General features: G+C 70.7%; 12 protein-coding genes. 6 read left to right on the top strand and 6 right to left on the bottom strand.

Annotation, left to right across the window (positions count from 1 at the left end; translation table 11 throughout):
- Positions 1 to 276: 276 nt before the first annotated feature.
- Positions 277 to 3,123: a preprotein translocase subunit SecA gene (secA, locus tag ACIBK5_RS33775; RefSeq protein WP_399025601.1), complete on the top strand. Its 2,847-nt coding sequence runs from the start codon at positions 277 to 279 to the stop codon at positions 3,121 to 3,123.
- Between the two features lie 100 nt (positions 3,124 to 3,223).
- Here the strand turns inward: secA and ACIBK5_RS33770 are convergent, their stop codons facing one another.
- Complete coding sequence (locus ACIBK5_RS33770) at positions 3,224 to 4,150, bottom strand: Rv3235 family protein (protein WP_399025600.1); 927 nt, start codon at positions 4,148 to 4,150, stop codon at positions 3,224 to 3,226.
- Between the two features lie 320 nt (positions 4,151 to 4,470).
- Here ACIBK5_RS33770 and ACIBK5_RS33765 point away from each other — a divergent pair, with 320 nt between their 5' ends.
- From ACIBK5_RS33765 to ACIBK5_RS33750, 4 genes are all read left to right on the top strand, one after another.
- Positions 4,471 to 4,986, top strand: a complete 516-nt coding sequence (locus ACIBK5_RS33765; RefSeq protein WP_399025598.1) for a DUF6912 family protein — start codon at positions 4,471 to 4,473, stop codon at positions 4,984 to 4,986.
- Positions 4,987 to 5,068: 82 nt separating this feature from the next.
- Positions 5,069 to 5,737, top strand: a complete 669-nt coding sequence (locus ACIBK5_RS33760; RefSeq protein WP_399025596.1) for an HAD family hydrolase — start codon at positions 5,069 to 5,071, stop codon at positions 5,735 to 5,737.
- A 526-nt stretch (positions 5,738 to 6,263) separates the two neighbouring features.
- Positions 6,264 to 11,225, top strand: a complete 4,962-nt coding sequence (locus tag ACIBK5_RS33755; protein WP_399025594.1) for an NAD-glutamate dehydrogenase — start codon at positions 6,264 to 6,266, stop codon at positions 11,223 to 11,225.
- Between the two features lie 127 nt (positions 11,226 to 11,352).
- Positions 11,353 to 12,846 carry a hypothetical protein gene (locus tag ACIBK5_RS33750; protein WP_399025593.1) on the top strand — a complete coding sequence of 498 codons (1,494 nt, stop codon included), beginning with the start codon at positions 11,353 to 11,355 and terminating at the stop codon, positions 12,844 to 12,846.
- Between the two features lie 294 nt (positions 12,847 to 13,140).
- Here the strand turns inward: ACIBK5_RS33750 and ACIBK5_RS33745 are convergent, their stop codons facing one another.
- The 4 genes from ACIBK5_RS33745 to ACIBK5_RS33730 form a co-directional block, all read right to left on the bottom strand.
- A complete protein-coding gene (locus ACIBK5_RS33745; protein ID WP_399025591.1) occupies positions 13,141 to 14,787 on the bottom strand; it encodes a glycosyltransferase family 2 protein in 1,647 nt (548 codons plus the stop codon).
- A complete protein-coding gene (locus tag ACIBK5_RS33740) occupies positions 14,784 to 16,979 on the bottom strand; it encodes a CDP-glycerol glycerophosphotransferase family protein (protein ID WP_399025589.1) in 2,196 nt (731 codons plus the stop codon). Before ACIBK5_RS33740 ends, ACIBK5_RS33745 begins: the two co-directional genes overlap by 4 nt.
- Before the next feature lie 80 nt (positions 16,980 to 17,059).
- On the bottom strand, positions 17,060 to 17,902 hold the full coding sequence (locus ACIBK5_RS33735; protein ID WP_399025587.1) for an ABC transporter ATP-binding protein: 843 nt from the start codon (positions 17,900 to 17,902) through the stop codon (positions 17,060 to 17,062).
- The gene (locus ACIBK5_RS33730; RefSeq protein WP_399025585.1) at positions 17,895 to 18,821 is read right to left on the bottom strand and encodes an ABC transporter permease; all 927 of its coding nucleotides are present in this window, start codon (positions 18,819 to 18,821) and stop codon (positions 17,895 to 17,897) included. The genes ACIBK5_RS33735 and ACIBK5_RS33730 overlap by 8 nt, the downstream gene beginning before the upstream one ends.
- Positions 18,822 to 19,015: 194 nt before the next feature.
- Between ACIBK5_RS33730 and ACIBK5_RS33725 the strand changes: the two genes are divergently transcribed.
- Complete coding sequence (locus ACIBK5_RS33725) at positions 19,016 to 19,681, top strand: TetR/AcrR family transcriptional regulator (protein ID WP_399025583.1); 666 nt, start codon at positions 19,016 to 19,018, stop codon at positions 19,679 to 19,681.
- A 28-nt stretch (positions 19,682 to 19,709) separates the two neighbouring features.
- On the opposite strand, the gene galE is transcribed toward ACIBK5_RS33725, so the two are convergent.
- Entirely contained in the window at positions 19,710 to 20,690 is a 981-nt protein-coding gene (galE, locus tag ACIBK5_RS33720) for a UDP-glucose 4-epimerase GalE (protein WP_399025582.1), read from the bottom strand.
- Positions 20,691 to 20,697: the final 7 nt, after the last annotated feature.

Below are 20,697 nucleotides of genomic sequence, written 5' to 3'. Positions count from 1 at the left end.
CGATTCTGCTCGGAGGTCGCCGAACGTGTCATCTGTTTGCTGTGGGTGAGTGCGTTGTCACGCTTCGCTTAATTCGGTCGGGGGATGCGGCACTATCCGCGGCGCCCGGACGTTGTCCCCTTTGAAGCAGACGTGAATCAGAATTGAAGCAGCGGACGGTCGCCGTCACGGCAGGCCCTCCCGGCGCGGTGGGGTCCTCGCATACGATGGCCGTTGCTCAGTAAGTCAAGTGGTAACCGACCGTCCCAGGCCCGACCGGCAAGGAGACCAACCCCCGTGTCCGTCCTCTCGAAGATCATGCGTGCAGGCGAAGGCAAGATCCTGCGCAAGCTGCACCGCATCGCGGACCAGGTCAACTCCATCGAAGAGGACTTCGTCGACCTCTCCGACGCCGAGCTGCGCGCCCTCACCGATGAGTACAAGCAGCGCTACGCCGACGGCGAGACCCTGGACGACCTGCTGCCCGAGGCGTTCGCCACCGTCCGCGAGGCCGCCAAGCGCGTCCTCGGCCAGCGTCACTACGACGTGCAGATGATGGGCGGCGCCGCCCTGCACATGGGCTACGTGGCCGAGATGAAGACCGGTGAGGGCAAGACCCTCGTCGGCACGCTGCCGGCGTATCTGAACGCGCTGTCCGGCAAGGGCGTCCACATCATCACGGTCAACGACTATCTGGCCGAGCGCGACTCCGAGATGATGGGCCGCGTCCACCGGTTCCTGGGCCTCGAGGTCGGCTGCATCCTCGCCAACATGACGCCGGCTCAGCGCCGCGAGCAGTACGCCTCCGACATCACGTACGGCACGAACAACGAGTTCGGCTTCGACTACCTGCGCGACAACATGGCGTGGTCCCAGGACGAGCTCGTCCAGCGCGGCCACAACTTCGCCATCGTCGACGAGGTCGACTCCATCCTCATCGACGAGGCCCGTACGCCGCTGATCATCTCCGGCCCGGCCGACCAGGCCACCAAGTGGTACGGGGACTTCGCCAAGCTGGTGAAGCGGCTCAAGCGCGGCGAGGCCGGTCAGCCGCTCAAGGGCATCGAGGAGACCGGCGACTACGACGTCGACGAGAAGAAGCGCACGGTCGCCATCCACGAGTCCGGCGTCAGCAAGGTCGAGGACTGGCTGGGCATCGACAACCTCTACGAGTCGGTGAACACCCCTCTGGTGGGCTACCTGAACAACGCCATCAAGGCCAAGGAGCTCTTCAAGAAGGACAAGGACTACGTCATCATCGACGACGAGGTCATGATCGTCGACGAGCACACCGGACGTATCCTCGCCGGCCGCCGTTACAACGAGGGCATGCACCAGGCGATCGAGGCCAAGGAAGCGGTCCCGATCAAGGACGAGAACCAGACGCTCGCCACGATCACCCTCCAGAACTTCTTCCGCCTCTACAAGCGCCACGACCACAACGAGAAGGAACAGCCCGGCCTGTGCGGCATGACCGGTACGGCCATGACCGAGGCAGCCGAGTTCCACCAGATCTACAAGCTCGGTGTGGTGCCGATCCCGACCAACCGGCCGATGGTCCGCAAGGACCAGTCGGACCTGATCTACCGGACCGAGGTCGCCAAGTTCGAGGCGGTCGTCGACGACATCGAGGAGAAGCACCGCAAGGGGCAGCCGATCCTCGTCGGCACCACCTCGGTCGAGAAGTCCGAGTACCTCTCGCAGCAGCTCAGCAAGCGCGGCATCCAGCACGAGGTGCTGAACGCCAAGCAGCACGACCGTGAGGCGACGATCGTCGCCCAGGCGGGTCGCAAGGGCTCCGTCACAGTGGCCACGAACATGGCCGGCCGTGGTACGGACATCAAGCTCGGCGGCAACCCCGAGGACCTCGCCGAGGCGGAGCTGCGCCAGCGCGGCCTCGACCCCGAGGAGCACATCGAGGAGTGGGCGCACGCCCTGCCCGAGGCGCTCAAGCGGGCCGAGAAGGCCGTCCAGGCCGAGAAGGACGAGGTCGAGAAGCTCGGCGGGCTCTACGTGCTGGGCACCGAGCGCCACGAGTCCCGGCGGATCGACAACCAGCTGCGCGGTCGTTCCGGCCGTCAGGGCGACCCTGGTGAGTCCCGCTTCTACCTCTCGCTCGGCGACGACCTGATGCGGCTGTTCAAGGCCCAGATGGTCGAGCGTGTGATGTCGATGGCGAACGTCCCCGACGACGTGCCGATCGAGAACAAGATGGTCACGCGCGCGATCGCCTCCGCCCAGTCGCAGGTCGAGCAGCAGAACTTCGAGACCCGCAAGAACGTCCTGAAGTACGACGAGGTCCTCAACCGCCAGCGTGAGGTCATCTACGGCGAGCGCCGCCGCGTCCTGGAGGGCGAGGACCTGCACGAGCAGGTGCAGCACTTCATGGACGACACCATCGACGCCTATGTGCAGGCCGAGACCGCCGAGGGCTTCCCCGAGGACTGGGACCTCGACCGGCTGTGGGGCGCGTTCAAGCAGCTCTACCCGGCCAAGGTGACGATCGAGGAGCTGGAGGAGGCCGCCGGCGACCGGGCGGGCCTGACCGCCGAGTTCATCGGCGACTCCATCAAGGACGACATCCACGAGCAGTACGAGGCGCGTGAGGCGCAGCTCGGCTCCGAGATCATGCGTGAGCTGGAGCGCCGGGTCGTGCTGTCGGTCCTGGACCGCAAGTGGCGCGAGCACCTCTACGAGATGGACTACCTCCAGGAGGGCATCGGCCTGCGCGCGATGGCGCAGAAGGACCCGCTGGTCGAGTACCAGCGCGAGGGCTTCGACATGTTCACCGCGATGATGGAGGGCATCAAGGAGGAGTCCGTCGGCTACCTGTTCAACCTGGAGGTCCAGGTCGAGCAGCAGGTCGAGGAGGTCCCGGTCGAGGACACCAAGCCGGTGGCCGACCTGGAGAAGCAGGACGCGGTGCCGGCGCAGGCGGGCTCCCGGCCGGAGATCCGTGCCAAGGGGCTCGACGTCCCGCAGCGGCGCAACCTCCACTTCTCCGCGCCGACGGTCGACGGTGAGGGCGGCACCATCGAGGGCGACTTCACCGAGGACGGCGAGCCGGTGCGTTCCGAGTCCGACGGCCTCACGCGCGCGGAGCGCCGGAAGCAGGCGAAGGGCCGGGGGCGCCGTAAGAAGTGACGGCGGCTGCGGCACCGTAGCGGCTTGAAGGGCCGGGCACCCGAGGGTGTCCGGCCCTTCGGTTTGCCTGTGGCGGTCGTGGCTCGGCTCGGCTTGGGCCTCAGCAGGCCTCTGGGCGGGGTGGGCGGGGGCCGCCCAGTTCCACCGCCGTGCAGCGCCAGCGGAGGTCCTGACCGAGTTCCAGGCGGAAGGCCATGGCGCGGAGCCGGTCGCCGGCACCGATGCGGGCGAACGCCTCGATGGCGCCGGGGCGGGGCTCGTACCAGCCGATGTCCCGGACGACGGGGTGGGCGCCGCGGGTGCGCAGGGGGCCGCGTTCGGCGAGCCAGGCCAGTTCGTCGTAGGCGCGGCCCCGGGTGTGGCGGAGCATCGAGTGGACGGGGCGCCGGCCGCTGAGGACGGCGAGCAGGAGGTCGGCGAAGCGGTCGGTGGGGAGAAGCGGCTGGGGGACCGGCTGGGGAATCGGCCGGCGGGGGCTTTGGGCCGGGACGCGGGGCTTGGTGTCCGTGGGGGTGCCGGGTGTCGGGCGGGGCACTGTGCGCGTGCCGGGTGTCGGGCGGGGCGCTGTGCGGGTGTGGGAGGGAGTCGGCGGGCGGGTGTCGGCGGGGCGGGTGCGGGGGGTCTTGGCGCGGCCGGGGGCCGGGGGACGGTCCCCGGCGGCCGTGGTGCGGGCGGGGCCTCCGCCGGGGGTGCGGGGAGGGGCTGCGCCGCCGGGGGTGCGTGAGGTGGTGTTGCTGGGGGTGTGCGGGGTGGTTTGGCTGGAGTTGCGCGGGGTGGTCTTGCTGGGGGTGTGCGGGGTGGTGCCGCTGGGAGGGCGTGAGGCCGTGTTGTTGGGGGTGCGTGGTGCGGGGCCGGCAGGGGTGCGTGGTGCGGGGCCGGCAGGGGTGCGTGGTGCGGGGCCGGCAGGGGTGCGTGGTGCGGGGCCGGCAGGGGTGCGTGAGGTGGTTCCGCCGGGGCGGCGGGGGTCGCGGCGGGCCGGGGGGCGGCTTGCCGGGCGGTGCTGTGCCCTGGTCATGACCTTGTTCATGGGGGTCCCCGTTTCGTGGGCCGGTGGATACCGGTGAGTAACTTCGGGTTGGTGATCTTGTACGGGGCGCACGGGGGCAGAAGCAAGGAAGCGGGCCTCGGGCCGCGGGCGCCGGAATGTTCACCTATCCGGGTGATCGCGGGAGTGAGGAGCCCGTCAGCGCCGGGGTGCACGGGGTGAATTCCGGGCCCGGGGTGGACGCGTCGGGCGTCACGGGCCGGAACTCGAAAGGGGACCCCCGCACGTATCCTGGAGGCCCTCCGGGGCCCTCCTGAGCTCCTGGGCCCCCGGCCATGAACCGACCACGAAAGCGGCCAGCCATGCGTGTCTACGTGCCCCTGACCCTCCCCGGTCTCGCCGAGGCGTACAAAACGGGTGAGCTGGGAGCCGGGCCGTTCATGGCGTACGCCGTGACGCCCGCACTGCGTGAGTGGTACGTCTCCGAAGACATCGAGGAGCTGGAGTACGCGGCGCTGAACCGGGCGGCGCTGGCCTCCCTGCGGCTGCTGGCGATCGAGCCGGGGGTGCCGCGGCGCCGGGTCGTGGTGGCCGTGGACGTGCCGGACCGGGTCGCGAGTGCCGATCCCGACCGGGGGCTCGATCAGGCGGCGCTGGGGGAGGTGCGGGTTTCCGCTCCCGTGGCGCTGGCCAGGGCGGCGGCGGTGCATGTCGACGCGGATGACGCGGAGGCGGATGTGACGGCGGCTGCCGCGGCGCTGGGGGCGGCGGATGCCGGGGACGACGACGCGCAGTTCGTCGTGGACGGGGCCGAGGACCACGAGCTGCTGTGGTTCGCCACGCAGGAGATCCCGAACCTGGTGGGGCAGGGGGACTGAGCGACCCGGGTCCGGGCGCCGCCGGGGGCGCGTTGGGGCGCTGTTCTCTTGATTGTCAGTGGGGCCGGGTACGTTTTCAGGCATGGGGACGAAGACGGGCGCGCACATTGTCTGGGACTGGAACGGGACGCTGTTCCATGACATCGACGCGATCATCGGGGCGACGAACGCGGCCTTCGCCGAGCTGGGGCTGGAGTCGCTGACGCTGGAGAAGTACCGGGAGCTGTACTGCGTGCCGGTGCCGAAGTTCTACGAGCGGCTGCTGGGGCGGCTGCCGACCGAGGCCGAGTGGGAGGCCATGGACGAGATCTTCCACCGGTACTACGCCGAGCACCGGGGAGCGTGCGGGCTGACGGTGGGGGCCGTGGAGCTGCTGTCGGGGTGGCGGTCGGCGGGGCGCAGCCAGTCGATTCTGAGCATGTACGTGCACGAGGAGCTCGTGCCGTTGGTGCGGGGGTTCGGGATCGAGCCGCACTTCATACGGGTGGACGGGCGGACCGGGCCGTCGGGGGGCAGCAAGGCCGAGCACATGGTGCGGCACCTCGCGTCGCTGACGGGGGTGGAGGCGGGGCGGACCGTGGTGATCGGGGATGCGGCGGATGATGCGGTGGCTGCGCTGCATGTGGGGGCTCGGGCTGTGTTGTACACCGGGGGGTCGCACAGCCGGGTGAGTCTTGAGCAGGTGGGCGTGCCGGTCGTGGACACGCTGGAGGAGGCCGTGGCGGAGGCTGAGCGGCTCGCGGCGGCCTGACCGGAGCTGGCCCGCAGCTGAAGGGCACGCGTGCCCGCAGCTGAGGGGTGCGCGTGCACCTCAGCGGGGTGGCGCGGGTGCTCGGCGAAGAGGGGCGCACTGTGCAGAACGTCAAACTTCTTGGCCTGGTTTTGTACACATACGGCTCATGACGGGGCCCCTGTAAGGAGCGATAGCCTTGGTGGCGTGATCAGCGCGATAGTTCGCGGGGACGTCGTCGTCCCTGCCCTGCGCCCGGAGAGCACGGACCACATCCGTGACCGGGCGGCGGTCGCTGGTCTTCGCGGGCGGTACGGGGCATCGATGACTCCCGGGACGCCGAGCACCACCGGGACCGAGGCGTCGCAGAGAGCAGCGTCACACCCGTGGGGCAGCTCAAGAATGGCTCAGACACCCCCGCTCCTCTCGCCTGGCGGCATAGCGTCGGAACAGACCGGATACCCCGTGTCACGGCGTGACGTGGTCAGCGCAGAGACCGTACTTCCTTCTACGTCACGCAACGGCGCGCGACAGGAGCCAGAGGACAATGCAGACCAAGCTGGACGAAGCCAAGGCCGAGTTGCTCGAGAGGGCCGCCCGGGTTGCTGAGAACAGCCCGGTCGGGGGGCACCTACCGACCGGGTCGACGGGCGAGGAGACCCCAGACGCCCAGGAAGCCCCGGACCGCGAGTCCCTGATCTCTTTCCTCCAGCGTTACTACCTGCACACGGCACCGTGGGACCTCGCCGACCGTGACCCGGTCGATGTCTTCGGAGCCGCCGTATCCCACTACCGGCTGGCCGAGAACCGCCCCCAGGGAACGGCCAACGTGCGGGTCCACACTCCCACCGTGGAAGAGAACGGGTGGACGTGCAGCCACTCCGTCGTCGAGGTCGTCACCGACGACATGCCCTTCCTCGTCGACTCCGTCACCAATGAGCTGACCCGGCAGGGGCGCGGGATCCATGTCGTCATCCACCCGCAGTTCGTGGTGCGGCGCGATGTGACCGGCAAGCTCATCGAGGTGCTGCCCACGCCCGCGACCGGCGCCGGCGACCTCCCGCACGACGCGCACGTCGAGTCCTGGATCCACGTGGAGATCGACCGCGAGACGGACCGGTCCGATCTGAAGCAGATCACCGCCGACCTGCTGCGCGTGCTCTCCGACGCCCGTGAGGCCGTCGAGGACTGGGGCAAGATGCGGGACGCGGCGACCCGGCTGGCGGAGGGGCTGCCGGACGAGTCCATCCCCGGTGACCTGCCCGGACCGCAGGTCGAGGAGGCCCGCGAGCTGCTGCGCTGGCTGGCCGACGACCACTTCACCTTCCTCGGCTACCGCGAGTATCAGCTGCGCGACGACGACTCCCTGGCCGCCGTCCCCGGCACCGGGCTCGGCATACTGCGCTCGGACCCGCACCACGCCGCCGAGGAGAGCCACCCGGTCAGCCCGTCGTTCGAGCGGCTGCCCGCCGACGCCCGGGCCAAGGCGCGCGAGCACAAGCTGCTCGTCCTGACCAAGGCGAACAGCCGGGCGACCGTGCACCGGCCGTCGTACCTGGACTACATCGGGGTGAAGAAGTTCGACGCCGACGGCAATGTCGTCGGCGAGCGGCGCTTCCTCGGGCTGTTCTCCTCCGCCGCCTACACCGAGTCCGTGCGCCGGGTCCCCGTCATCCGGCGCAAGGTCGAGGAGGTCCTGGAGCGGGCCGGGTTCTCGCCCAACAGCCACGACGGGCGCGACCTGCTCCAGATCCTGGAGACGTACCCGCGCGACGAGCTCTTCCAGACCCCGGCCGACGAGCTGCGGTCCATCGTCACCTCCGTCCTCTACCTCCAGGAGCGCAGGCGGCTGAGGCTCTACCTGCGCCAGGACGAGTACGGGCGCTACTACTCCGCCCTCGTCTACCTCCCGCGCGACCGCTACACCACCGCCGTGCGCCTCCGGATCATCGAGATCCTCAAGGAGGAACTGGGCGGCATCAGTGTCGACTTCACGGCCTGGAACACCGAGTCGATCCTCTCCCGGCTGCACTTCGTGGTCCGGGTCCCGCAGGGCACCGAGCTGCCGGAGCTGTCCGACGCCGACAAGGACCGCATCGAGGCCCGGCTGGTGGAGGCCGCCCGCTCCTGGGAGGACGCCTTCGCCGAGGCGCTCAACGCCGAGCTCGGCGAGGAGCGCGCGGCCGAACTGATGCGCCGGTACGCGCACGCCTTCCCCGAGGGCTACAAGGCCGACCACAACCCGCGCGCCGCGGTCGCCGACCTCGTCCACCTCGAGCAGCTGAACGCCGAGGAGGGCAAGGACTTCGCGCTCAGCCTGTACGAGCCGGTGGGTGCCGCCCCCGAGGAGCGCCGCTTCAAGATCTACCGCACGGGCGACGCCATCTCCCTCTCGGCCGTGCTGCCGGTCCTCAACCGGCTCGGCGTCGAGGTCGTCGACGAGCGACCGTACGACCTGCGCTGCCCGGACCGCAGCGTGGCCTGGATCTACGACTTCGGCCTGCGCATGCCCCGCTCGCAGAACGGCAGCGGGGACTACCTCGGTGACGACGCCCGCGAGCGCTTCCAGGACGCCTTCTCCGCCACCTGGACCGGCAAGGCCGAGAACGACGGCTTCAACTCCCTCGTGCTGAGCGCCGGGCTCACCTGGCGCCAGGCGATGGTGCTGCGGGCGTACGCGAAGTACCTGCGCCAGGCGGCTTCGACGTTCAGCCAGGACTACATGGAGGACACCCTCCGCAACAACGTCCACACCACCCGGCTGCTCGTCTCCCTGTTCGAGGCGCGGATGTCGCCGGACCGGCAGCGCGCGGGGCACGAGATCGTGGACGCGCTGCTGGAGGAGGTCGACGCGGCCCTCGACCAGGTCGCGAGTCTGGACGAGGACCGGATCCTGCGGTCCTTCCTCACCGTCATCAAGGCGACCCTGCGCACCAACTTCTTCCAGGAGGCGGCGGGCGGCAACCCGCATGACTACGTCTCCATGAAGTTCGACCCGCAGGCCATCCCCGACCTCCCGGCGCCGCGCCCGGCGTTCGAGATCTGGGTGTACTCGCCGCGGGTCGAGGGCGTGCACCTCAGGTTCGGCAAGGTCGCGCGCGGTGGTCTGCGCTGGTCCGACCGGCGTGAGGACTTCCGCACCGAGATCCTCGGCCTGGTCAAGGCGCAGATGGTGAAGAACACCGTCATCGTGCCGGTCGGCGCCAAGGGCGGCTTCGTCGCCAAGCAGCTGCCCGACCCGAGCGTCGACCGGGACGCGTGGCTGGCCGAGGGCGTCGCGAGCTACAAGACCTTCATCTCGGCGCTGCTCGACATCACCGACAACATGGTCGCCGGCGAGGTCGTGCCCCCGGCGGACGTCGTCCGGCACGACGAGGAGGACACCTACCTCGTCGTCGCCGCCGACAAGGGCACGGCGACCTTCTCCGACATCGCCAACGGGGTCGCCGAGAACTACAACTTCTGGCTCGGCGACGCCTTCGCCTCCGGCGGCTCGGCCGGCTACGACCACAAGGGCATGGGCATCACCGCCCGGGGCGCCTGGGAGTCCGTCAAGCGGCACTTCCGGGAGCTGGGCGTGGACACCCAGACCGAGGACTTCACGGTCGTCGGCATCGGCGACATGTCCGGTGACGTGTTCGGCAACGGCATGCTGCTCTCCGAGCACATCCGGCTGGTGGCCGCCTTCGACCACCGGCACATCTTCATCGACCCGAACCCGGACGCCGCCACCTCCTACGCCGAGCGCCGCCGTCTGTTCGAGCTGCCCCGCTCCAGCTGGGAGGACTACAACAAGGAGCTGTTGTCGGCCGGCGGCGGCATCTTCCCGCGTACGGCCAAGGCGATCCCGGTCAACGCGCACATCCGTGAGGCCCTCGGTATCGAGGCCAAGGTCACCAAGCTGACCCCGGCCGACCTGATGAAGGCGATCTTCCAGGCCCGGGTGGACCTGCTGTGGAACGGCGGCATCGGTACGTACGTCAAGTCCTCGGCCGAGTCGAACGCGGACGTCGGTGACAAGGCCAACGACGCCATCCGCGTCGACGGCAAGGACCTGCGCGTCAAGGTCGTCGGCGAGGGCGGCAACCTGGGCCTGACCCAGCTCGGCCGGATCGAGTTCGCGCTGCACGGCGGCCGGATCAACACCGACGCCATCGACAACAGCGCGGGCGTGGACACCTCCGACCACGAGGTGAACATCAAGATCCTGCTCAACGGCCTGGTCGCGGACGGCGACATGACCGTCAAGCAGCGCAACAAGCTGCTCGCCGAGATGACCGACGAGGTCGGCCGCCTGGTGCTGCGCAACAACTACGCGCAGAACACGGCGATCGCCAACGCCCTCGCCCAGTCCGGCTCCATGCTCCACGCCCAGCAGCGCTTCATGAAGCACCTGGTCAGGGAGGGCCACCTCAACCGGGCGCTGGAGTTCCTGCCCACCGACCGGCAGATCCGCGAGCGGCTCGCCCAGGGCCAGGGCCTGACCGGCCCGGAGACGGCCGTGCTCCTGGCGTACACGAAGATCACGGTCGCCGAGGAGCTGCTGCACACCTCGCTGCCGGACGACCCGTATCTGAGCACCCTGCTGCACGCGTACTTCCCGACCGAGCTGCGCGAGCAGTTCCCCGAGCACCTCGTCAGCCACCCGCTGCGCCGTGAGATCACCACGACCGTCCTGGTCAACGACACGGTCAACACGGGCGGTACGACGTATCTGCACCGGCTGCGGGAGGAGACCGGGGCGTCGCTCGAGGAGATCGTGCGGGCGCAGACCGCGGCCCGGGCGATCTTCCGCCAGTACCCGGTGTGGGACGGGGTCGAGGCGCTCGACAACAAGGTCGAGGCCGAGGTCCAGACCCGCATCCGCCTGCACTCGCGCCGTCTGGTGGAGCGGGGCACACGCTGGCTGCTCAACAACCGGCCGCAGCCGCTGGAGCTCGCCGAGACGGTCGACTTCTTCGCCGACCGGGTCGAGCAGGTCTGGGGGCAGCTGCCGAACCTGCTGCGCGGCGCCGACCTGGAGTGGTACCAGAAGATCTTCGACGAGCTGACGGGCGTCGGTGTCCCGGACGAACTCGCCACCCGGGTGGCCGGTTTCTCCTCCGCCTTCCCGACGGTCGACATCGTCTCGGTCGCGGACCGTATGGGCCGGGAGCCGCTGGACGTCGCCGAGGTCTACTACGACCTCGCCGACCGGCTGCGCATCACCCAGCTCATGGACCGCATCATCGAGCTGCCCCGCGCCGACCGCTGGCAGTCCATGGCCCGCGCGGCGATCCGTGAGGACCTCTACGCGGCGCACGCGGCGCTGACCGCGGACGTCCTGGCGGTGGGCAACGGCACCTCGACGCCCGAGCAGCGCTACAAGGCGTGGGAGCAGAAGAACGCGGCGATCCTCGGCCGTGCCCGCACCACACTGGAGGAGATCCAGGGCTCCGACGCGTTCGACCTCGCCAACCTGTCGGTGGCGATGCGCACGATGAGGACGCTGCTGCGGACGCATTCGTAGGGCGTATGTCCTCTTGGGCGCCCCGGGCCGGTTTCGGTCCGGGGCGCCTTTCGCATGCCTCAGGTTCCTCGCGGGTCTCCGGGCGGTTCGAGTGGAGGACTGACCGTTTCGGGCTGAGGCTTGTGCCGTGAGACCCGCCCTCGCCGCGCGGGCCGCCGTCGTCGTGGTCGCCGCGGCTGTCGTCGTGCTGCTGCTCCTCGTGATCGTCCGGCTGCCCTGGGCCGGGGATCTCGGTGTGCACGCGGCGACCGTCCAGCGGCTGCGGCACAACCTCCTCGACCCCGGCAATCCGCTCGTCGACGCGGACACGCCGAGTCCCTACTACTCGCCCTGGATGGTGGTGCTCGGCTGCGTCGCGCGGGTGAGTGATCTGTCGGTCTTCTGGGTGCTGCGGATCGGGGCGTTCGTCGGGCTCGGGCTGCTGGTGACAGGGGTGTGGCGGTATGTGCGGACGCTGAGCGGCCGTGGTGCGGCGCCCGCCGTGGCCTTGCTGAGCCTGCTGTTCCTGTGGGGGACGGTGCTCTTCACCTGGAGCGGCTTCTACGGGCTCAACTCACTCGCGCTGACGGTGTCGTATCCGAGCGTGTTCGCCCTGGGGCTGGCGTTTCACCTCTGGGCCTGGCTGGGGCGGGCGGTACGGGAGGACGGGGGGTGGGGGGTGTGGCTCGGGCTGGGGGTGCTGTGGGCGGTGATCCTGCTGTGCCATCAGTTCTCGGGGGTGGTGGCCTCGTTGGGGGCGGTCGCGACGGTGCTCGCCGCGCGGCCGGGCCGGGCGGTGTGGGGGCGGCTGGGGTGCGGGGTGGTGCTGGGGCTTGTGGTGCTGCTGATGTGGCCGTACTACGACTTCTTCGCGCTGGCCGGGGCGTGGGGCGGGCTGGAGTCGGTGCATCGGCCGCTGTACGAGGACCTGTTCGGGCGGTACTGGCTGGTGCTGCTCGGGGTGGTGGCCCTGGGGGCGCGGTGGTGGCGGGATCGGTGGGATCCGCTGGTGCTGTTCTTCGTGCTGGGGTTTGCCGTGGTGGCGGTGGGTGGGGTGAGCGGGCAGTACGCGTGGGGGCGGGTGTTGCCGGCGGTGTTGATTCCGGCGCAGGTGGCGGTGGCGGTGGAGGTGGGGGAGGCCGGGCGGCGTGCGGTGCGGGTGGGGTGGGGGTGTGTGCTGGGGGTGGCGCTGGCTGTGGGGGCGTGGACGCAGGTGGGGACGGTGGGGTACGTGGTGAGGCCGGGGGATCTGCCGGGGGCTGTGTCGGGGGCTCTGTCGGGGGTCGTCGCGGAGAAGTACCGGGAGCCGTGGGTGGGGTACCAGTGGATGACGCGGTGGGTGAGGTACGGGGATGTGGTGATGGCGCGGTTGGGGCGGCCTTCTGCGCAGATTCCGGCGTATGGGGCGTACACCGTGGCGCCTGGGTATCCCGACTTCTTCCTGCCGGATGAGGGGCGGCGGGAGGAGGCGGTGCGGAGGTATTTCGGGGTGGGGGTGTCTGAGGGGGAGCGGGGGGCGATTTTGCGGGAGTACGGGGTGCGGTGGGTGATGGGTACGGGGGCGGATGGGCGGCGGGGGGTTGGGTTGCGGGAGGTGGGGCGGGGGCCTGGGGGGCAGGTGTTGTACGCGGTGGTGCGGTGAGCTTGAGGGGGTTGTCCAACTCCGCGTTGAGGTGCGGGTGGCGTTGGTGCTGGGGGCGGGTGGCTGCGCAGCCCGGCGGTGCGGGGTGCCGCTGCGCCCACCCGTGCCGCCCCTAGCGGCACGCATGCCCGCAGCGGGGGAGGGGGCGGCACGCATGCTCGCAGCGGGGGAGGGGGGCGGCACGCATGCTCGCAGCGGGGGAGGGGAGCGGGGCGCATGGCTCGCAGCGGGGGAGGGGAGCGGGGCGCATGCCCGCAGCGGGGGAGGGGCGGGACGCATGGCCGCAGCTAGGGCTCAGCGCAGGGCGCTTGCCAGCAAGCGGGCTGCCCGTTTTACCCGGGGGCGGGCCAGGCGGCGGACTGTGGGGCGGATCAGTTTGGCTGTGGCTCCTGTGGGTTCCCAGCGGATCTGGAGGCGGCCGGGGTTGTGGCCCTCGGGTTCCAGGGTGAGCTGGTGGTGGGGGACCTGGATGGTGAAGGCCGGGAAGGTCAGGGGGGCCAGGAGGAGGCCGGTGTGGGAGACGCCCTCGTGTTGCAGGCGGAGCAGGGGGTGGCGGACTCCGGAGAAGCCGTAGAACGGGAGCAACGCCGCTCCGAGGTCCAGGTGGGCGTGGCCCTCGAAGACGCCGGGGCCGACGGGGGAGAGACGGAAGTGGACATGGACGCGGTGGCCGCCGGGGGCGATGAGGAGCGTGGCGCGCCGGGGGCCGACGGGGAGGCGCAGGGCCGGGTCGTACGTGCGGATCGCGAGGTCGACGGAGGAGCCAGGGCCTCGGGTGATCTCCGTGATCTCGTGGCGGAACTGGGCGCTGGGGAAGGGGCGGGTCTCCAGATCCAGGTCTGAGATGTCCAGTTCGCGGCGGGCCTCTTCGGAGGCGGGGATCCGGTCGCCCCAGTACGTGCGGCCCGCCCCGTCCGTCGTGATCTGCCGCGGCCCCACGCCGTGGCCCAGGCCCCGGGCCGCCACCCGGGCCTCCGGCAGGCGGCGGTCGCGGATCAGCCGGAGGACGACGCGTTCGGCGCGCGGAAGCCGGGCGAACGCGCCGGGGGCGAGTGTGTCGAGGTACGGGGTGACCAGGTCAGCGAAGGAGGACAGCCATGCCTCGTCCCGGTAGGGCAGGTCACCGGCGTACATCCGGAAGTCGTGCTTGAGGAACTTGTAGTCCTTGTCCTCACGCAGCGCCTCGTGCCCGTTCTCGGCCAGGAACGTGTCGATGAGGTGCTGGACGTGGATACGGTCGCGGACGTTGGCGAGCTTGTGCCGCTGGTTCGATATCGAGGCCGCCTCGGAGGCCGCGTAGGGCGCCACGTACCAGCGGTAGACCGGCTCCGGGACGATCGTGAAGCTCTTGGCCAGGCAGTACGCCTGCGCCGAGAACAACTGGTCCTCGTAGTGGATGCCCTCCGGGAAGCGCAGGCCGTGCCGGTCGAGGAAGGCGCGGGCGAACATCTTGCTCGTCGACAGGTGCTCGAAGAGCAGGCGCGGGTCGGCCTCGACGCCGTCGAGGGTGCGGCGCTCGGCGACCAGGTGCGGCATCCAGGTCGAGCGGCGGCCGTTGTCCACCCGGACCCGCTGCACCGCCCCCATCGCGAAGTCGATCTCGCGTTCGCGGTGCGCGGCGAGCAGCAGGGCGACGGCGTCGTCGGGGAGTTCGTCGTCGCTGTCGAGGAACATCAGGTACGGCGCCCGGGCGATGTCCAGGGCGCGGTTGCGGGGGACGCCGCAGCCGCCGCTGTTCTGCTCCAGGCGGAGGTGGCGGACGCGGGGGTCCTGGGCCGCGAGACGCCGTGCCACCTCGGCGCTTCCGTCCGTGGAGTGGTCGTCGCTGATGATGATCTCGATGTTCGCGTGGGTCTGCCGGCGGACCGAGTCGACCGCGCGCGTGAGGCGCTCGGCGTCGTTGTAGACGATGACCGTCACGGTGACGTCGGGGGTGCTCATGCGGTCGCCTCCTGCGGGGTCGGGGCCGGGGTGCGTTCCTCGATCGGCAGTACCGGCGGCAGGGAGCGTTCGTCCTGGCCGAGGAAGACCCGGCGTACGACGCGCTCGGCCGCGCGTCCGTCGTCGTACTCGCAGAACCGGCGCCGGAACACGGCGCGGGTCTTCGCCGCGCTCTCGTCACGCCAGGCCTCGGTGGTGAGGATCTCCGTCAGCTCCTGCTGGGTGCGGGCGATCGGGCCCGGGGCCTGGTCCATCAGGTCGAAGTAGACGCCGCGGGTGGTGCGGTACGTCTCCCAGTCGTCGGCGTGGATCACGATCGGCCGGTCGAGGTTGGCGTAGTCGAACATGATCGAGGAGTAGTCCGTGACCAGGGCGTCCGCCGCCAGGCACAGATCCTCGACCGGGTCGTAGGAGGAGACGTCGATGATCCGGCCCGTGCGGCGCAGGTTGGTGAGCGGGGAGGCCGCGCCGCCGTAGAAGTAGTGGCCGCGCACGAGCAGGACGGTGTCATCGCCGAGGCGGTCGGCGAGGGCGGCCAGGTCCAGGCGCGGGGTCCAGCCTGCCTCGTAGTCGCGGTGGGTCGGCGCGTAGAGGACGGCCCGGCGGCCCGGGTCGATGCCGAGGCGGTCGCGGACGGCGCGGATGTCGTCGGCCGTGGCCGTGTAGTAGACGTCGTTGCGCGGATAGCCGTGGTCGAGGGAGACGTAGTGCGAGGGGTACGCGCGCTCCCACATACGGGTGGTGTGGCTGTTGGCGGAGACGCTGTAGTCCCACTTGTCGATGCGCTCCAGCAGCGCCTTGAAGTCCAGGCCCTGCGCGGCGGCCGGGTACGCCATCTGGTCCAGGCCCATGCGCTTCAGGGGCGTGCCGTGGTGGGTCTGGACGTGGATCGCGTCCGGGCGTTTGACCACCGCGCCCGGGAAGTTGACGTTGTTGACGAGGTACTTGGCCGTCGCCAGCACCTCCCAGTAGCGGCGGCTGCCGGGCACGACATGGTCGGTGCCGGGCGGGAGGAGGGCCTCGTTCTCCTGGGTGACCACCCACACCGGGTGGATCTGCGGGGCGAGTTCGGAGAGCTCGGCGGCGATCGCGGCGGGGTTGCAGGCGACGCCGCGGTTCCAGTACGCCGCGAACACCGCCAGGTGGGGGTTGACCGGGCGGGCGAGCGCCCTGCGGTACTGGTGGTCGCGGAGCTTGGCGCCGACCTGGCGCTTGCGGCTCCGTACGGCCGACTTGGCGGTGCGGCGGGTGCGGTTGACGGCCTGGAAGGCCCGGTACCTGGCGTAGGCGCCCTCCTCGAGCAGGGAGCGGCGGACGCCTTCGAGACCGGCGGGGCGGCTGTAGCCCTCGGGGCGGCGGCGCAGGGCGGCCAGGGACGCCCGGCGGAAGAACTCCCGCGCGACCTCCTCCTCCATGCCGCCGCGCGCGAAGACGCGCAGGCAGTCGCGGACCATGACGTCGTAGAGCACGGCGTGGGCGGCGGGGCGGCCCCGGGTGAGGTCGAGGAGGGACTCGTAGCGCTCGACGAGGTGGTAGCGCTGTTCGGGAGTGACCGGCGGCAGACTCGCCGGGCGCAGGGCGCGGTCCTCGTAGGCGACGTGCGGCAGGCAGGCGACGCGGTCGGCGAGCAGCAGGGCGGCCAGGGCGGCGTGCGGCTCGTCGTCGGTGGTGAGCTGCTGCTCGTGCGCCCGCCAGAAGTCCGCGCGCAGGACGCGGGTGCCGAGCAGCGGGGTGAGGCGCAGCAGGGGCGCGCAGACGTCGAGGGCGACATCGGCGCGGCCCGCCCGGGCCAGCAGGGAGCCGTTCGGGGAGGGCATGCCGGAGGTGTGCCAGGTGCTGCGGACGTGGTCGAGCAGCAGGACGTCCACCTCGGCGGGCAGTTCGGCCACCCGCTCGGCGACCGTGCGCGGGGCGCCGGCGGGCAGGCCGTCCTTGGCGTGGACGAAGTGCAGCCAGCGGCCCGAGGCCCGGGCCGCGCCCGCCGCCCGGGCCGCCGCGTCGCCCATGCCGTTCGGCACCGGCAGCACCTGGACGTCCGGGGTGTGCCGCTCGGCCGTCTCCCGGGCCCAGTCGCCGACCGCGGCCACGATCACCTCGGCGTCGGGGAGGGGGTGCGCGGCGAGGGAGTCGAGGAGCTCCGTCAGATGGTCCTGAACGTTCGCCCCGTGGACGATGAGGCTGAGCTCGGCCATCGCGAGGGCTCCTTCTCACTGATGCGTCGTATTCGGTCATGGTTTCATCAATAGGACAAAACGGCCGACCGGAGTACGCCTCACGAGCGAACAGGAACCTTCGGCTCCGGCTTGGGCTTGGGCTTGGGCTTCGCGGACTTGTCCCCGGTGAACGCCTCGTACTCCTTGAGGACGTCCTCCGTCGGCCCGTCCATGAGCAGTTCGCCGCGCTCCAGCCACAGCACCCGGTCGCAGGTGTCGCGGATCGACTTGTTGTTGTGGCTGACCAGGAACACCGTGCCCGCGTGCTTGCGCAGCTCGCGGATGCGCTGCTCGGAGCGCTTCTGGAAGGAGCGGTCGCCGGTGGCCAGCGCCTCGTCGATCAGCAGCACGTCGTGGTCCTTGGCGGCGGCGATGGAGAACCGCAGCCGCGCGGCCATGCCGGAGGAGTACGTGCGCATCGGCAGGGTGATGAAGTCGCCCTTCTCGTTGATGCCGGAGAAGTCGACGATCTCCTCGTAGCGCTCCCTGATCTGCTCGCGGGACATGCCCATGGCCAGGCCGCCGAGGTGCACGTTGCGTTCGCCGGTCAGGTCGTTCATCAGGGCCGCGTTGACGCCGAGCAGGGAGGGCTGGCCGTGGGTGTAGATGCGGCCGTTCTCCACGGGGAGGAGCCCGGCGACGGCCTTCAGCAGGGTCGACTTGCCGGAGCCGTTGGTGCCGATCAGGCCGATGGCCTCGCCCTTGTACGCGACGAAGGACACGTTCCGCACGGCGTGCACCCGGCGCACACCGGCCGCCTTCTCGGTCTTCTTACGGCGCACGATGCGGTTCAGGGCGGCGGTCGCGGAGCCGCGTCCGGCGCCGGTGCCGTTGACGCGGTAGACGATGTCGACGCCGTCGGCGACGACGGTGGGGACCTTTTCGTTGGTGTTGTCAGCCACGGCCGTACGTCTCCTCAGCCTTCCAGAAGTAGATGAAGCCACCGACACCGGCGACCAGGGCCCAGCCGACGGCGAGCGCCCACACATGGGCCGGGAGCTGGCTCGCGTGGAAGCTGTCGATCAGGGCGAAGCGCATCAGGTCGATGTAGATCGCGGCCGGGTTGGTCTCCAGCAGGACCGTCACCACACGCGGCAGGCTGTCCTTGTCGGCCAGCTTGTCGATGCTCCACATGACACCCGAGACATACATCCAGGTGCGCAGCACGAACGGCATCAGCTGGGCGATGTCCGGGGTCTTGGCGCCCATCCTGGCCATGACCATGGAGACGCCCGCGTTGAACGTGAACTGCAGGAACAGCGCCGGCAGCGCCAGCAGCCAGGACACGCCGACCGGCACCCCGAAGCAGAGCAGGATGACGACCAGGGCGCCCATCGAGAACAGCAGCTGCTGGAGCTGCTGGAGGCAGAACGACAGGGGCAGGGCGGCGCGCGGGAAGTGCAGGGCGCGCACCAGGCCCAGGTTGCCGGAGATGGCGCGGGTGCCCGCCATGATCGAGCTCTGCGTGAACGTCCAGATGAACACGCCCGTGACCAGGAACGGGATGTAGTCCGGCACACCGTGCTTGGTGCCGAGCAGGACGCCGAAGATGAAGTAGTAGACCGCCGCGTTCAGCAGCGGGGTCATCACCTGCCAGACCTGGCCCAGCTTCGCCTGGCTGTACTGGGCGGTGAGCTTGGCGGTGGCGAACGCGGTGATGAAGTGGCGGCGGGCCCACAGCTGGCGGACGTACGCGGGCAGCGAGGGCCGGGCGCCGCTGACCGCGAGGCCGTGACGGGCGGCGAGGGCCGCGAGGTCGTCGCCGGCGGGTGCCGGGGCCGGGGCCGGTGGCTGGGGCGGTGTGTCGAGGACCTGGCTCACATCCGCTGCTTTCGTTCGGGGGGTTCGGGGGAGGGGTGTGGGCCCCAGGGTCGTGAGGAGCGGGAAAGTGGGGTTTTTACCAGACTCTTCACGAATTCTTACGTCGGGACGGGACCGTATCGTCGCAACGCGAGCGTAGGCCTTTCGAGCGTCGGAACGCAACCGTTTCGTCGTGACGCCCCTATGCTGTCGGCATGACGACGAACGCGAACGCCGACGAGCCGCCGCCGCAGAAGTCGCAGCCGCAGTCGGAGCCGCAGCCACGTCCGCGCCGCCGGGCGCCCGCGGGGGCGGCCGTGCTGCGGGAGGACGTGACGGACGCGATCCGGGCGGCCGTGTTCGAGGAGCTCGCGGCCGTCGGCTACGCGCGGATGTCCATCGAGGGGATCGCGCGCCGGGCGGGCGTCGGGAAGACGGCGGTGTACCGCCGCTGGCGCTCGAAGCTGCACCTCGTGCTCGACATCGTCTCTGCGCTCGCCGTGCAGGGCCTGCCCGCGCCGGACACCGGCTCCCTGGAGGGCGATCTGCGGCTGCTGTACGAGGTGACGTCCCGCGCCCTGCGCCACCCCGTCGCCTCGCAGATCATCCCCGACCTCCAGGCCGAGGCGGCGCGCAACGCCGAGATCGCCGAGGCGCTCCAGAAGGCCCTGCGTGAGGGCCAGGACGGCGTCGCGACCGGCATCGTCACGGCGGCGGAACGCCGCGGCGAGCTCCGCGAGGGCCTCGACCACGACCTGGCCCTCGACCTGATCTCGGGCCCGCTGTACTGGCGCTCGGTGGTGATCCGCAGCCCGAAGCTCCCGAAGGGCTACCTGGGATCACTGGCCCGGGCAACGGCGGGGGCGTTGCGGGCGTTGTGAGGGGGCTCGCCGACAGGTGAAGCGGGGTTCAGCCCCGCACCGCCTCCGGGTGCAGCCGCACCCACCCCTCCCACGCCGACGCGATCATGTCCTGGACGTCGTGCCTGGCCTTCCAGCCCAGCTCCGTGGCGGAGCGGTCGGCCGAGGCGACGACGCGGGCCGGGTCGCCGGGGCGGCGGGGGCAGACCGTGGGCGGGCGGTCGTAGCCGGTGATCGCGTTGATGCGGTCGATCATCTCGCGCACGGAGACGCCCTCGCCCCGGCCGATGTTGAGCGTGAGGTCGCGGCCGGGGGAGGAGCGCAGCGCCCGGGCCGCCGCGACATGGGCCTCGGCCAGGTCGACGACGTGGATGTAGTCGCGTACGCAGGTGCCGTCCGGGGTCGCGTAGTCGTCGCCGAAGATCCGCGGCGGCGCGTCCTCCGTGAGCTTCTCGAAGACCATGGGCACGAGGTTGAAGACCCCGGTGTCCGCGAGTTCCGGGCTCGCAGCGCCCGCCACGTTGAAGTAGCGCAGGGACGCCGTCGACAGGCCGCTCGCCCGGCCCGTCGCGCGGACCAGCCACTCACCGGCCAGCTTCGTCTCGCCGTAGGGCGACATCGGCACGCAGGGCGTCTCCTCCGTGACCAGGTCCACGTCCGGCATGCCGTACACCGCCGCCGAGGAGGAGAACACGAAGGACGGCACCTTCGCCGCCGTCACCGCGTCCAGCAGGATCCGCAGGCCCTCGACGTTCTCCCGGTAGTAGCGCAGCGGCTGCTCGACCGACTCGCCCACCTGCTTCTTCGCCGCGAGATGGACGACACCGGTGACCGAGTGGTCCGCGAGGGCGCGCGCGAGCCGCTCGGCGTCCAGCGTCGAGCCCACCACCAGCGGCACCCCCTCGGGCACGCGCTCGGCGATACCGGTGGACAGGTCGTCGTAGACCACCGCCCCTTCTCCCGCCGCGGTCATCGCCCGTACGACGTGCGCGCCGATGTAGCCGGCGCCGCCGGTGATCAACCAGGTCATGTGCGAC

The sequence above is a fragment of the Streptomyces sp. NPDC050546 genome (genome assembly GCF_044457425.1).
GTDB lineage: Bacteria > Actinomycetota > Actinomycetes > Streptomycetales > Streptomycetaceae > Streptomyces.
Note: the sequence above shows the minus strand (reverse complement) of the source record. Positions and strands in the feature narration are given on the sequence as shown.

Bases quoted from the DNA above. Each gene is read 5' to 3' on its own strand.
- ACIBK5_RS33770 (WP_399025600.1), bottom strand. From the start codon at position 4,150: ATGAACAAGGTCATGACCAGGGCACAGCACCGCCCGGCAAGCCGCCCC.
- ACIBK5_RS33765 (WP_399025598.1), top strand. From the start codon at position 4,471: ATGCGTGTCTACGTGCCCCTGACCCTCCCCGGTCTCGCCGAGGCGTAC.
- ACIBK5_RS33760 (WP_399025596.1), top strand. From the start codon at position 5,069: ATGGGGACGAAGACGGGCGCGCACATTGTCTGGGACTGGAACGGGACG.
- ACIBK5_RS33755 (WP_399025594.1), top strand. From the start codon at position 6,264: ATGCAGACCAAGCTGGACGAAGCCAAGGCCGAGTTGCTCGAGAGGGCC.
- ACIBK5_RS33745 (WP_399025591.1), bottom strand. From the start codon at position 14,787: ATGAGCACCCCCGACGTCACCGTGACGGTCATCGTCTACAACGACGCC.
- ACIBK5_RS33740 (WP_399025589.1), bottom strand. From the start codon at position 16,979: ATGGCCGAGCTCAGCCTCATCGTCCACGGGGCGAACGTTCAGGACCAT.
- ACIBK5_RS33725 (WP_399025583.1), top strand. From the start codon at position 19,016: ATGACGACGAACGCGAACGCCGACGAGCCGCCGCCGCAGAAGTCGCAG.
- galE (WP_399025582.1), bottom strand. From the start codon at position 20,690: ATGACCTGGTTGATCACCGGCGGCGCCGGCTACATCGGCGCGCACGTC.